Source organism: Novosphingobium sp. BL-S-24 (genome assembly GCF_055521575.1).
Genome location: NZ_CM145487.1, coordinates 414,654 through 427,143, shown reverse-complemented (window position 1 = coordinate 427,143; position 12,490 = coordinate 414,654). Strand labels below are relative to the sequence as shown.

13 protein-coding genes are annotated in these 12,490 nt (G+C 62.5%); 8 read left to right on the top strand and 5 right to left on the bottom strand.

What is annotated here, in order from left to right; genetic code table 11:
• Positions 1–28 precede the first annotated feature (28 nt).
• Positions 29–400 carry a hypothetical protein gene (locus tag ACZ1JM_RS01755; protein WP_465132383.1) on the bottom strand — a complete coding sequence of 124 codons (372 nt, stop codon included), beginning with the start codon at positions 398–400 and terminating at the stop codon, positions 29–31.
• A 14-nt stretch (positions 401–414) separates the two neighbouring features.
• Here ACZ1JM_RS01755 and ACZ1JM_RS01750 point away from each other — a divergent pair, with 14 nt between their 5' ends.
• Positions 415–690, top strand: a complete 276-nt coding sequence (locus ACZ1JM_RS01750; protein WP_465132382.1) for a hypothetical protein — start codon at positions 415–417, stop codon at positions 688–690.
• A gap of 44 nt (positions 691–734) precedes the next feature.
• On the opposite strand, the gene ACZ1JM_RS01745 is transcribed toward ACZ1JM_RS01750, so the two are convergent.
• The 4 genes from ACZ1JM_RS01745 to ACZ1JM_RS01730 form a co-directional block, all read right to left on the bottom strand.
• Positions 735–1,079, bottom strand: a complete 345-nt coding sequence (locus ACZ1JM_RS01745; protein WP_465132554.1) for a nuclear transport factor 2 family protein — start codon at positions 1,077–1,079, stop codon at positions 735–737.
• A 74-nt stretch (positions 1,080–1,153) separates the two neighbouring features.
• Positions 1,154–2,455: an aspartate aminotransferase family protein gene (locus ACZ1JM_RS01740; protein ID WP_465132381.1), complete on the bottom strand. Its 1,302-nt coding sequence runs from the start codon at positions 2,453–2,455 to the stop codon at positions 1,154–1,156.
• A 28-nt stretch (positions 2,456–2,483) separates the two neighbouring features.
• Positions 2,484–3,245: an SDR family NAD(P)-dependent oxidoreductase gene (locus ACZ1JM_RS01735; RefSeq protein ID WP_465132380.1), complete on the bottom strand. Its 762-nt coding sequence runs from the start codon at positions 3,243–3,245 to the stop codon at positions 2,484–2,486.
• A gap of 19 nt (positions 3,246–3,264) precedes the next feature.
• Positions 3,265–3,741 (bottom strand): nuclear transport factor 2 family protein, encoded by a 477-nt coding sequence (locus tag ACZ1JM_RS01730; protein ID WP_465132379.1) that lies wholly within the window; start codon positions 3,739–3,741, stop codon positions 3,265–3,267.
• Between the two features lie 222 nt (positions 3,742–3,963).
• On the opposite strand from ACZ1JM_RS01730, the gene ACZ1JM_RS01725 reads away from it, so the two are divergent.
• The 7 genes from ACZ1JM_RS01725 (at position 3,964) to glcF (ending at position 12,490) form a co-directional block, all read left to right on the top strand.
• A complete protein-coding gene (locus tag ACZ1JM_RS01725; protein ID WP_465132378.1) occupies positions 3,964–5,196 on the top strand; it encodes an amidohydrolase family protein in 1,233 nt (410 codons plus the stop codon).
• A 100-nt stretch (positions 5,197–5,296) separates the two neighbouring features.
• The gene (locus ACZ1JM_RS01720) at positions 5,297–6,082 is read left to right on the top strand and encodes an enoyl-CoA hydratase-related protein (RefSeq protein ID WP_465132377.1); all 786 of its coding nucleotides are present in this window, start codon (positions 5,297–5,299) and stop codon (positions 6,080–6,082) included.
• A gap of 4 nt (positions 6,083–6,086) precedes the next feature.
• Complete coding sequence (locus ACZ1JM_RS01715; RefSeq protein WP_465132376.1) at positions 6,087–7,646, top strand: long-chain-fatty-acid--CoA ligase; 1,560 nt, start codon at positions 6,087–6,089, stop codon at positions 7,644–7,646.
• The gene (locus ACZ1JM_RS01710) at positions 7,643–8,551 is read left to right on the top strand and encodes an acyl-CoA thioesterase (protein WP_465132375.1); all 909 of its coding nucleotides are present in this window, start codon (positions 7,643–7,645) and stop codon (positions 8,549–8,551) included. Before ACZ1JM_RS01715 ends, ACZ1JM_RS01710 begins: the two co-directional genes overlap by 4 nt.
• Positions 8,552–8,557: 6 nt before the next feature.
• Entirely contained in the window at positions 8,558–10,051 is a 1,494-nt protein-coding gene (locus tag ACZ1JM_RS01705) for an FAD-linked oxidase C-terminal domain-containing protein (RefSeq protein ID WP_465132374.1), read from the top strand.
• Positions 10,051–11,184 carry an FAD-binding protein gene (locus tag ACZ1JM_RS01700; protein ID WP_465132373.1) on the top strand — a complete coding sequence of 378 codons (1,134 nt, stop codon included), beginning with the start codon at positions 10,051–10,053 and terminating at the stop codon, positions 11,182–11,184. The genes ACZ1JM_RS01705 and ACZ1JM_RS01700 overlap by 1 nt, the downstream gene beginning before the upstream one ends.
• Entirely contained in the window at positions 11,174–12,490 is a 1,317-nt protein-coding gene (glcF, locus tag ACZ1JM_RS01695) for a glycolate oxidase subunit GlcF (protein ID WP_465132372.1), read from the top strand. Before ACZ1JM_RS01700 ends, glcF begins: the two co-directional genes overlap by 11 nt.

The following is a 12,490-nucleotide window of genomic DNA, read 5'->3' as shown; positions in this document are numbered from 1 at the left end:
AGCGCTGCGCGATCAGGGACGTGAATTGTCAGTTCGGGATGCGCGGCGCGATTGCCCGAACCGGCGCCACGCCGCGTCGTAACACCGTGAGCGAGACCGGGAGAAGAGGATGACGGCCCGCGTGGACGGGCCAGGCGGGGGGCACACCGAAGGCAACGGCTTTGCAAGGCGCTGTGTGGATGCTGGGCGCTATGATCCTCAACACGCTCGAAGTGGCGTTGGTCCATCTCTTGGGGTCGCGCTGGCCCGCACCGGTCCAGCTGTTCTGGCGGCAAGGGGTCGCGCCGGTGCTGCTCTTGCCCATCTTGTTGTCCAGTCCGCGCGCCATACTGACGGTATCGCGACCCGCCCTGATGCTGTTTCGATCGGTCGCGGCGGTTTCCGCGCTGCTGTTGTCCATCTATTGCCTGGTGGATGTGGCGGCAGCCGGACCTGCACGACGGGCTGTGCCTCATCGCGCTGGGCCTCACCAGTCTCCGCGGCATCGCCTGTTTTGCCAACGCCCTGCGTAAGGCGGATGCGGCGGCGCTGGTCGTACTCGATTATTTGCGGCTGCCGCTGTCGGGTGCTTTGGGCATCATGATGTTCGGCGAGCAACCGACATTCGCGCTGCTGGCGGGATCCGTGATGATCGCGTGCGCCCGCCTGTCGATCGTGCTGCGCGACAGGCTGGTGAAGCGAAAAACCTAGATTCGTTCGGTTCAACAGAGTTATTTCTGGGTGAAACGGATCAGCTATTCAGGCGCGAGTGCGGCCGATACGATCAGCGGGTCGAGATATTCGCGGAAGACAGTGATCTTGCCGTCTTTGACGATGAGTTTGCTGTGATAGCAATTGGCATAGGTCCGCCCGTTGGGGAGTGGCATATGCCCGACACACTCAATTGCGACGCGGTCACCTTCCTGGATCATTTCGGTGATCGGGAAGCGGGTGCCCCCGACCGCCAGCCCTTGAAGCATGCGCATGCCGTTGACGAGCTCGTCCCGCGACACCGATCCTGCGCCAGTGTACCAGCATTCGCAATCGTCGGCGATTAGCGCGAACGCGTCTTCCGTACGGCCAGCGGCGGAGTGGTCCAGAAAGGCCTATGTAACCTGCTTGGGTTCCATGGACATCATTCTTCTCCGCTTATTGCAATGATCGGCAGAAAGGGTCAAGCGTCGCGGGCGACCTCTGCCATGGCAGCGTCGAAACGGCTTTCGATCTGCGTCATGTCCGCCTCCGTCATCACCGTGGAACAGTTGAGCACCAGACGCATGACCATGAACATACCATTGTTCATGCAGGCAAGCTGGAAGGCGGTGGCCAGTCTATCGTCCTGCCGCAACTGGTTGACCGGTGGCAAATCCTCGCTGAAATAAAGGTTCATCAGAGAATGGAAGCGACGCGTACAGAAGGGCAGGCCATGTTTCGCGGCGGACGCGGTCAGGAATTTCTCCAGTCGTTCCATGCGCGCAGTCAGCAAGTCGATCTTGTCCTGCGTCAGATGCGTCAGGAATGCTGTGCCGGCTGCCATGGTGAGCGGATTGCCGGAAAATGTGCCCGAAATCAGCAGCTCGCCACGGCTCGGGTCCAATACCTGCATAAATTCGCGCTTGCCGCCGATCGCGCCCGCTGGCGTGCCGCCGCCGATCACCTTGCCCAGGACGGTAAGGTCCGGGTCGATACCGATGATCTTCTGCGCGCCGCCGGTTGAGGTACGGAACACCGTCGCCTCGTCGACGATGAACAGCGCGCCGGCACGGCGGGCGGCGGCGTGGACACGGTCGAAAAACTCTTTCGGCGCGGTAACAATGCCGCCAGCGCCCAGCAGCGGCTCCAGGATGACGGCGGCGATCTTGTCGCCCTGTTCGTCCAGGATGCGCTCAAAGCTCTCGGCATCGCCAAAGTCGCCTAAGCAGGTGTCGAGCCAGTCGGGCCGGGCTTCGGGCGTGTGCGCCTCGATGATATAGCCATGATAGGAGTAGCGCGCAGCCAGGACGCGCCGTCGCCCGGTGACGTGACGCGCGACGGCCAACGCCGCCAGAACGCCCTCGCTGCCCGAATTGCAGAAGCGGACCTGATCGACCGAGGCAACGCGATCCACGATGATCTCTGCCAGTTCGACCTGGCTCTCCGCCTTGGCGACCCAGGTGGTACCCTTTTGCGCTGCCCGGGTGATTGCCTCCACCACGGGGGGGAAGGCGTGGCCGTGAACCAGCACGGTATAATTGTTGATTAGGTCGTAATAATCATTGCCGTCGATATCGTAGAGGTTCGGGCCGGTGCCATGATCGATCGTCACCGAATAGGGCGCGTGGAAGGTGGCGGCTCGTGTTTCTCCGCCGGGCAGAACCTTCGAAGCGCGCTCCGTCATGGCGGCGGACAGTAGCGTGCGCGCCTTGAACCGCTCCATGATCGGATCTGTACCCGCCTTGGCCAGCGCATCGCCGGCCGCATTGAATTTGAACGCCATATTTCTCTCCTGCCATGCCGGACTTTCTTCAGCGTATCGCGTTGATCCCTCCGTCCACGGGGAAGTTCAGTCCTGTGATCATCGTCGCTTCGGACGAGCATAGAAAAATTACTGCGGCTGCAATCTCTTCCGGCTGAATGGCCCGCTTGAAAATTTGCCCAGCAGCAAGGTCCACCTGTTGTTCTAGGGTGAACATCTCGTTGACTACCTTGGTCGCGACCAGGCCGGGGGCCACGGAATTGACGCGAACATTGTGCGGGCCGAACATCCGCGCGGCGTAAGCCGTCATCTGGATGACTGCCGCCTTGGCACCGGAATAGACGATGTCGGCGGACGGCGTGGTGCTGACCCCTGCCATCGACGCGGTGTTGACGATCGCGCCGCCGCCGCGCGCGCGCATCACCGGCAATTCGTGACGCAGCGAAAGGAAGACGGACTTAAACGTCACATCGGTCACAAACTGATAGTCGCGCTCGGTCAGCTCGTCGAAGGGCTTGTTGACGCCGCAGCCGACGTTATTATGCGCGAAGTCGAGCGATCCGAAGCGGTCGAGTGTGCGTTTGACCAGCCCTTCTACGGCGGCCCAGTCGGTCGCGTCGCACTTCACCGCTTCAGCCTCACCGCCCGCCGCGACGATTGATTGCGCGGTCTCCTCTGCTGAGGGCAGGTCGAGGTCGCACAGCATAACGCGTGCGCCGCGCGCCGCGAAGGCGCGCGCCGACGCCCGGCCTATGCCGGCACCCGCGCCGGTGACGAGCGCGGTCTTGCCGTGAAAATGGGTATCCGTCATTCTTTTCTCCAGCTATAATTCAGACCGCTGCTTCCAACAGGGCGCGGGCATCGTCGCCATCCCCGATCAGCCGGTTGGTGCGCTCAATGATCTTCCAGCCATTAGGCCGTCGCTCCAGTTTCCAGACATTCTGCGCGATGCGAAAGATGGCGTATTCGCCGTCCTTGCGTAGATAGATTTGCGTACAGTTGATCGCCACGGCCCGGTCACCGTCCACGCGCACCCATGGCAATCCCATGACGTGGGCGATCCCGTTTTTCACCGCGCTGAGATGCTCGGCATCCTTCAGCAGCGAGCCAAAGGCTGCCGGTCCCGTCATCCGGCCGTAGCTAACGTCATAGACGCCATCCTCCGCCAGCAGGTCGGGCGCCAAATCCGGGCTGCCGCTGTCCACCAGCGGGCCATAGCTTGCTACCAGCCGGATGATCGCCAGTTCATCTTCCACAATGCTCAAACGCTTTTCGAGCGCGTCGAGCCGCGCCGCAACTTCCGTCATCCTCTCGTCTTTCTGATCTTGTTGGGTAGGATGCGAGCTTATGCCTCGCGGCACGCGGCGTCAGGGGGCATTACCCCTCGCACTCTTGATATCAGCAATGTGATGTCGTCGGCTCAAAAAGGGCTCTTGCCCTTCCTAATGTTGACGGGATGGCCAGAGAGGTAAAACGAAAAACTAAGCATTGAAGGCCCGCACGGCAGGATTCGAACGAGGAGCAAAACGATGGCTACAGTGGCTAAAGACGCGCACGGCGATGTCGCCGCCGCCTATACCGGACCTATTTTCGATGCTGACACCCATGTCTGGGAAACGCCAGATGCCTTCACCAAATATTTCCCTGCCGACCTTAAGGAAGACTGGGGGATCGAGAAGAAGCGCGGCGCGGACGGCGATTTCGCTTTTTATGTAGGCCCCCGCAAGGTCGAGATCAGTGCGGACCATCTGGACGAGGATGGCAAGGTTCCTGCGCCCGGCAAGCTGCACGAATGGTTGCGTGCGATGAAGGAAGGTAAGGCCGACATCGACCTCAAGGTCGATAAGACCCCTGACATGCTTTCGCCGGCCGAGCGCGTAAAGAAGCTGGACGAATGGAACGTCCGCTCCAGCCTCATCTATGTCGGGGACATGGTGGCCTTGGTCAGCTATCTTGATCAGGAAGAGCCTGCCTACCGCATCCTGGATGCCTATAATCGCTGGATGCTCGACGCCTGGCGTTTCGACTATGAGGGCCGCATCTTTTCCGCGCCGCTGATGTCGCTCCAGAATGTCGAGAAAGCCTGCGTGCAGGTGAAGTGGGCGATCGCCAACGGCGCGCGCACCATCCTGATGCCGATGGGTCCGATCAACGGGAAGCCTCCCGCTCACCCCGATCATGACCCCTTCTGGTCGATCGTCAATGAAGCTGGCCTGCGCGTCGTTTATCATGTCGGTGAAGCCATCTATATGAAGGATCACATGGCGGTCTGGGGCGAGCCGATGCAGCAGAGCCGCATCAAGCAGACCGCCTTCGTGTGGATGCACGGTTATTCGGAACGGCCTATGGTCGAGACGATATCCAGCTTCATCTTCTGGAACTTCTTCGAGCGTTTCCCTAACATCAAGATCCTATCTGCCGAAAACGGATCCGAATGGGTGCCCTCGATGCTGGTAAAGATGGACAAGTGCCGCGGCATCGCCAAGAACGGCTTTTGGCCCGGCGGTCAGCTCAAGGAACGGCCGAGCAAGATCTTCATGCGTCATATCGGCGTCGTCGCCTATCCCGAAGACAACCTGAAGATGATGGTCGAGCAAACCGGCAATTCCGACTGGCTGATGATGGGTTCGGACTATCCGCATGCCGAGGGCACGGAAACCCCGCGGCACTTCGCGGCGGAAGCCTGTCGCGACCTGACGGAAGAGCAAACCCGCAAGATCATGTATGAAAACGGTATGAACTTCATGGGCCTCACCGTCTAAGGACCGATACTATTGTTCGTCGGGGCCGCATCTGAGCGGCCCCGATCTTAATCCGTCCGATCCAGGCGGTGTGTCATTTTTCAGGTTCCATGGGGGACAAATGCAAGTCGAAGGCCTTTCCGTCACGCGGCCTGAAGCCCATCCGGGTGTGTTGCTGGTCACGATCGATCGTCCACCTGTCAACGCGCTGAGCTTGGCTCTGTTCAAGGGGCTGCGCGACCTGTTTTCCACCATAGGACAAGAATCCAAGGTGCGCGCCGTCGTGCTGACGGCGGCAGGCAAGATGTTCAGCGCTGGCGCGGACGTCAAGGAACTGAGCCAGCGCACGACCGAGGGGCAACTCGCCCGTTCGGTAATTTCGCGCGGTTGTTTCGACGCGATCCGTCGGTGCGATGTGCCTGTGATCGTCGCCGTCAACGGCGCTGCGCTGGGCGCGGGGCTAGTCGTTGCTTCATCCTGCGACATGATGGTCGCTTCGGAGACTGCGGTCTTCTCCCTACCGGAAATCAACGTCGGCGTCATGGGCGGTACGAGGCACACCGCGCGGCTGCTGCCCGACAAGCTGGTGCGCTATCTGGCGCTGACCGGGCGAAAGATCGACGCGCGTACGCTGCAATCCTATGGCGGCGTCAACGAAGTCGTTGCGCCCGACAGGCTGCTGGACGCCGCCTTCGATATCGCCGACGAGATAGCGCGCAAGAGCCCGGCTGCAATCCGGCTGATGAAGGAATCGATCAACGTCACCGAGGACATGTCGATCACCGAAGGCTATCGCGTGGAGCAGTTGTTCACCACTCTTGCCTCCTCAATGGACGAATCCAAAGAAGCGTCTGCGGCCTTCCTGGAAAAGCGCGAGCCGCGCTGGATCGCGGAGCTCAGGGAATAGGCGCATGATCCAGTCCGGCACGACCCTGACCATCGGTCACATATTGGAGGAGAATGCCCGTCGCTTCGGCGACGACCCCGCCGTGCTGTGCGGCGACGCTACGCGCACCCATAGGGAATTGTTCAGCAACGGTTGTCGCCTCGCCGCAGCGCTTGAAGGCCTCGGCATGCGCAAGCAGGACCGCATGGCGGTCATGTCGATGAACAATCTGGAATTCATCGAGGCCTATGTCGCCGGCTGGACCGCCGGCTATGTCGTTGCCACCGTCAACTTCCGGCTGGCGCTGCCCGAAATCGTCTGGATCCTGAACGACATCGCGCCCCGCGTGCTGCTGATCGAGGATCAATATGCCGCGATGATCCCAGCCATCCGGGAGCAGGTGGGCGCGATCGAGACGGTAGTGGTGATCGGCACCGAGGCGCCGGACGCGTTGGAATATTCAGCCCTGCTGGCCGCTGCGCCATATGACATGCCCAAGGCGCGCGCCGCCGAAGATGACGTCGCCAGCCTGATCTACACTAGCGGCACGACCGGGCGGCCAAAGGGCTGCATCATGGGTCAGCGCGAAATGGCGTTCAACACGCAGGTGCTGGTGCCGTCCATGGGCAATAATCCGGGCGACCGCTTCCTGTGCGTAATGCCCCTGTTTCATATAGGCGGGATGTCGATCGCACTCTGCATGCTGGCGAACGGCGGCACGGTGGTCGTCCACCGTCAGTTCGACCCGGCGCAGGTGATCGCCTCACTGGAGGCGGACCGCATCACCCATACCTTACTGGCGCCCACCATGGTGCAAATGGTCCTGCAATCGCCCAGCGTCGAACAGCGAGACTATTCCGCATTGCGCATGATCATTTACAGCGCTGCGCCCATGCCCACCACTGTTCTGAGAAGGGGCATGGCCGTGTTCGGCCAGGTCTTCCTTCAGATGCTGGGATCGAGCGAAGGGAACAGTATCGGCTGGCTGCCGATGAACATGCACCGCCCCGACGGATCGGAAGCCGAGCAGCAGCGGCTGGCCTCCACTGGCTTCCCCTACCGCTTCACCGCAATTCGTATCGTGGACGAGGACGGGAGCGACTGTCCGACGGGCGAAGTAGGCGAGGTGGTGTTGAAATCGCCGGTCATGTTCCGGGGCTACTGGAATAATTCACCCGCAACGCTCGAATCGATCCGTGACGGCTGGTATTTCAGCGGCGACGTCGGCCGCTTCGATGAGGACGGTTATCTCTATCTGGTCGACCGCAAGAAGGACATGATCATCTCGGGCGGCGAGAATATCTATTCGCGCGAGGTAGAGGAAGCGCTGCTTCAGCATCCGGCGGTGTCGGAAGTGGCGGTGATCGGCCGTCCCGACGAACAATGGGGCGAAACCGTCTGCGCGGTGGTGGTGCTCGCGTCCGGCAAGGCCGCCACGCAGGAAGAACTGATCGCCCACAGCCGGACGCTGATCGCTAGCTATAAGAAGCCCAAAGACGTGGTGTTCGTGACCGAACTGCCCAAAATCGCAAGCGGCAAGATCGATAAGAAGATACTGCGCACTGACCATGGCGGCGGCAGTTGAGCGCGCCTGACAGTCCCCAAGACCTGACTGACGGCATGACGGGCGATGTAGGCGCTCTGCTGGCGCTCGAACCGGCCGGCGAAGACATGTGGTGCTCGGTCCGGCCGGACACCAATTTCGGCGGTGAAGTGTTTGGAGGGCAATATCTGGGCCTTTCGGTGGGCGCGGCGATGCGCAGCGCGCCGGGCCGCGCGCCGCATGCCATGACCAGCTATTTCCTGCGCAGGGCGCGCGGGTCTCGGCCGGTCGACTACCATGTCGAGCGGACCCGTGATGGGCGTGGCTTCGCGCACCGACGCGTCACTGCGACGCAGGACGGCAAGGAAGTATTTCGGGCCGAAGTCAGCTTCCACGACTGGGAAGAGGGCGAGGCCGAACATGGCGCGCAGGCGCCGGCTTTTCCGCCGATGGAGACGCTGACGTCGCTGCACCAGAATGTGCGTGACCGCGCCGACCGGCTCGATTCCGTGACGATGGACCGCGTGCTCAAGCGCTGCACCTTTGACACCTATTTCCTCGACCCCGACGAAGGGCTGGGCAAGGCCGGCGCCCGGCCGGAAACCATCGCCTGGTTGCGGCCGCATCCAAAGCCGCCGGAGGACGATCCGGTCGCTTATTACACGACACTCGCCTACTTGACGGACGCTTGTGCGAACTTTCCGTCACGCACCACGCATGCAACAGCGCTGTTCGATGGTCAAATGATGTCGGTGTCGCTCAATCACGCCATCTGGTTTCATGCCCGCCCGTGCCCGATCGAGCGGGTTCTCTATGCGATGGAAGGCCCCTTTTCGGGGGGCGGCCTTGGCTATAATCGGGGCGCCATGTATGGCGCGGACGGGCACATATTGGCGTCGGTGGTTCAGGAAGCTCTGATCCGCCGGCAGCAGCCCGGGGGGAATTAAAGCGTCATGTCGATCAAGATGCCGGAACCGGACCAGAGTGTCCTCGCGCGCCGCGATGCGATCGTCGCCGCCCTGCGCATGATCGTGCCAGGCGAAGGCGTGATCGACAGCGCGGCGGAACTCAAACCCTATGAGTCGGACGGGCTGACAGCCTATCGCCAACCGCCTATGGTCGTCGTACTGCCCGAAACTACCGAGCAGGTCGCTGAGATCCTGCGCTATTGCCAGCGTGAGGGCGTGAAGGTCGTACCTCGTGGATCCGGCACGTCGCTGTCGGGCGGCGCGCTGCCGCTCGCCGACGCGGTGCTGCTGGGCATGGGCAAGTTCAATCGCGTGCTCGATATCGATTATGAGGACCGGCTCGTGGTCGTGCAGCCGGGCGTCACCAACCTCGCCATCACCCGCGCGGTGGAAGGCGAAGGCTATTATTATGCCCCCGATCCGTCGAGCCAGATCGCCTGTTCGATCGGCGGCAACGTCGCAGAGAATTCGGGTGGCGTGCATTGCCTGAAATATGGTCTGACCACTAACAATGTGCTGGGCGTCGAACTCGTCACGATCGAGGGTGAGATTCTGCGCTTCGGCGGCAAGGCGCTGGATGGCGCGGGTATGGACCTTCTGGGCGTGATCGTGGGATCCGAAGGGCTACTGGGCGTCGTGACCGAGGTAACAGTGCGCATCCTGCCCAAGCCGGAAACGGCGCGCGCTCTCCTGATAGGCTTTCCCGCAGTGGAGGCGGCTGGCCAATGCGTAGCCGATACCATCGCGGCAGGCATCATCCCAGCCGGCATGGAAATGATGGACCGGCCAGCGATCCATGCGGCGGAGGCGTTCGTGAATGTTGGCTATCCGCTCGATGTCGAGGCTTTGCTGATCGTAGAGCTGGACGGCCCGGCGGCCGAATGCGATCATCTGATCGACGAGGTTGCCGCCCTAGCCGAGCGCAATGGCGCGACGACCCTGCGCATCTCGCGCGACGAGGATGAGCGGCTAGCCTTCTGGGCTGGTCGCAAGGCTGCCTTCCCCGCCGTGGGCAGGCTCGCGCCGGATTATTACTGCATGGACGGCACCATCCCCCGCCGTCGCCTACCCGAAGTGCTTCAGCGAATGGCCGCGCTGTCGGAGCAATATGGGCTGGGCGTGGCGAATGTTTTTCACGCGGGTGACGGTAATCTGCACCCGCTGATCCTCTATGACGCCAACCAGCCGGGCCAGCTCGACAAGGCGGAGGCGTTCGGCAACGACATATTGCGCCTTTGCGTAGAGGTGGGCGGCGTGCTGACCGGCGAACATGGCGTGGGAGTCGAGAAGCGCGACCTGATGCCCGAAATGTTCGACGAGATCGACCTCAAGCAGCAGCAGCGTGTCAAATGCGCGTTCGACCCGGAATCGCTGCTCAATCCGGGCAAGGTCTTCCCCACGCTGCATCGCTGCGCCGAGCTGGGGCGGACGCATGTTCATAGTGGCCAGCTCCCCTTCCCGGACATTCCACGCTTCTGATGCATCAGCCCCATACACCCGACGACATTGTCGCTATCTTGACCGACGCAACGGCGCGCGGCGCCACAGTGGAGATCGCTGGAGGCGGCACGCGCCGCGCGTTCGGCGCGCCCACGCCAGACGCCGAGCGGCTGTCGACCGCCGCGCTGTCTGGTATTGTCACCTATGATCCTGACGAACTGGTGTTGACGGCGAAAGCTGGCACATCGCTCACCGAGCTGGAGGCGGCGCTCGCCGAGCGCAACCAGGCCTTCCTGTTCGAGCCGCAGGGCGCGCCCGGATCAACCATCGGCGGCGTGATCGGTGCGGGCCTGTCTGGGTCGCGGCGCGTGTCGGGCGGGGCGGTGCGTGACCATCTGCTGGGGTTTGAAGCTGTGTCGGGCCGCGCCGAGCGGTTCAAGGCGGGCGGCAAGGTGGTCAAGAACGTGACCGGCTACGACCTGTCGAAATTGATCTGCGGCGCCTGGGGTCGACTCGTGGTGCTGACCGAGGTGACGCTCAAGGTGTTGCCGAGCCCGCCCCAGAGCCTGACGCTGGTGTGGTCCGAGCTGGACGATGCCGCCGCATGGGAACTGATGGGGCAGGCGATGAGGCTGCCCGCCGATGTCGCCGCCGCTGCCTATCTGCCCGAAGGTGGTGCGGCACTGGTGCGTATCGAGGGCTTCGGCCCCTCTGTCAGCGTGCGCGCGCTCCTGCTGAAAGGCGCGCTCGCCCGGTTCGGCGCGCCGCAGGAGGTGGCGGGCGACAAGGCGACCATGCTGTGGCAACCTTTTGCGGACGCGGCGGCGCTGAGCGATGCATCGACGCTCTGGCGGCTCAGCGTGCCACGCAAGGCCGGGTTGGGTGTCGTACGCGCTCTGGCGCAGGACGGCGCCCGCTGGATCGCCGACTGGGCCGGTGGACTTATCCATCATGATACGCAGGCCGATCCGGCAATGGTGCGCGCCACCGTTACCGCGGCGGGCGGCCATGCGATGCTGTTACGCGCGCCCGAAGACATCCGTTCGCGCGTTCCAGCCCTTCATCCCCAACCTCGGGGCGAAGCGGCTCTTGCCGCGCGCGTCCGCCGCGCCTTCGACCCTATGGGCCTGTTCGAGACCGGCCGCTTCCTGGACGAGCCCCATGCAGACTGAATTCAAGCCCGAACTGCTTGCCGACCCGGCCATGGCCTCGTCGGAGGCGGTGATCCGCAAATGCGTGCATTGCGGTTTTTGCACGGCAACCTGCCCCACCTATGTCCTGTTGGGCGACGAACTGGATAGCCCGCGCGGCCGCATCTATCTGATGAAGGACATGCTGGAACATGCGCGCAAGCCGACGCCTGAAGTCGTCAAGCATATCGACCGCTGCCTGTCCTGCCTTTCTTGCATGACCACTTGCCCGTCGGGCGTGAACTATATGCACCTGGTCGATCACGCTCGCGCCTATATCGAGGAGCATCATGATCGCGGTTTTGTCGACCGGATGCTTCGCGGGCTTGTTGCCTTCGTCCTGCCGCATCCCGCACGCTTCCGCGCGGCACTGGTCGCGGCGAAGCTGGGCCGACCGTTAGCGCCATTGATCGGCCGGATCGCGGCGCTGAAGCCTTTGGCTGCCATGCTGGAGCTGGCCCCCAAAAGCCTGCCCTTGGCCGTGTCGGCCCGCGCTGTCGCACCTGCCGCGCCCAAGGGTCGCGTCGTGCTGCTCCAAGGTTGCGCCGAGGCGGTGCTCAGCCCACAAACCCGCGCCGCGACTGTGCGGCTGCTGGAGCGCTGTGGCTATGGCGTATCTTTCGCGGCGGGAGAGCAATGCTGCGGTGCCCTCGTCCACCATATGGGCAAGGAAGAAGCGGCGCTGGAAGCAGCACGGCGCAATGTCGATGCCTGGACACGCGAGATCGAGCAGGGGCTGGACGCGATCGTCATCACCGCGTCGGGCTGCGGCACAACGATCAAGGATTATGTCTTCATGCTACGCAACGACGCCGCCTATGCGGCGAAGGCAGAGCAAGTGTCGGCGATGGCGCGCGACATCAGCGAACTGCTGATCGACATAGACATTTCCAAGGTCGCAGGACAGCGTAGCGCTGGTATCACTGTTGCGTATCATTCGGCCTGTTCGATGCAGCATGGGCAGAAGATCGCCACCCAACCGCAACGGCTGCTGCGCGACGCGGGCTTTACAGTAAAGACCCCTGCAGAATCGCACCTGTGCTGCGGGTCTGCAGGGACCTATAATATCTTCCAGCCGGAAATCGCTGACAAGCTGGGCAACCGCAAGGTCGCTCAGATCGAGAAGCTGGAGGCAGATGTTATCGCTACGGGCAATATCGGGTGCGCGGTGCAGATCGGCCGCCGTTCTGGCACGCCCGTTATTCACACTGTCGAATTGCTTGACTGGGCGACTGGTGGCCCCGTGCCGCCCGCGCTTACCGACCATCCCGCTTTTACAAGGAGTTAG

Excerpts from the sequence above, each read along its gene's own strand:
- ACZ1JM_RS01755 (WP_465132383.1), bottom strand. The coding sequence starts at position 400 with ATGGACAACAGCAGCGCGGAAACCGCCGCGACCGATCGAAACAGCATC.
- ACZ1JM_RS01750 (WP_465132382.1), top strand. The coding sequence starts at position 415 with ATGTGGCGGCAGCCGGACCTGCACGACGGGCTGTGCCTCATCGCGCTG.
- ACZ1JM_RS01740 (WP_465132381.1), bottom strand. The coding sequence starts at position 2,455 with ATGGCGTTCAAATTCAATGCGGCCGGCGATGCGCTGGCCAAGGCGGGT.
- ACZ1JM_RS01735 (WP_465132380.1), bottom strand. The coding sequence starts at position 3,245 with ATGACGGATACCCATTTTCACGGCAAGACCGCGCTCGTCACCGGCGCG.
- ACZ1JM_RS01730 (WP_465132379.1), bottom strand. The coding sequence starts at position 3,741 with ATGACGGAAGTTGCGGCGCGGCTCGACGCGCTCGAAAAGCGTTTGAGC.
- ACZ1JM_RS01725 (WP_465132378.1), top strand. The coding sequence starts at position 3,964 with ATGGCTACAGTGGCTAAAGACGCGCACGGCGATGTCGCCGCCGCCTAT.
- ACZ1JM_RS01720 (WP_465132377.1), top strand. The coding sequence starts at position 5,297 with ATGCAAGTCGAAGGCCTTTCCGTCACGCGGCCTGAAGCCCATCCGGGT.
- ACZ1JM_RS01715 (WP_465132376.1), top strand. The coding sequence starts at position 6,087 with ATGATCCAGTCCGGCACGACCCTGACCATCGGTCACATATTGGAGGAG.
- ACZ1JM_RS01705 (WP_465132374.1), top strand. The coding sequence starts at position 8,558 with ATGTCGATCAAGATGCCGGAACCGGACCAGAGTGTCCTCGCGCGCCGC.
- ACZ1JM_RS01700 (WP_465132373.1), top strand. The coding sequence starts at position 10,051 with ATGCATCAGCCCCATACACCCGACGACATTGTCGCTATCTTGACCGAC.
- glcF (WP_465132372.1), top strand. The coding sequence starts at position 11,174 with ATGCAGACTGAATTCAAGCCCGAACTGCTTGCCGACCCGGCCATGGCC.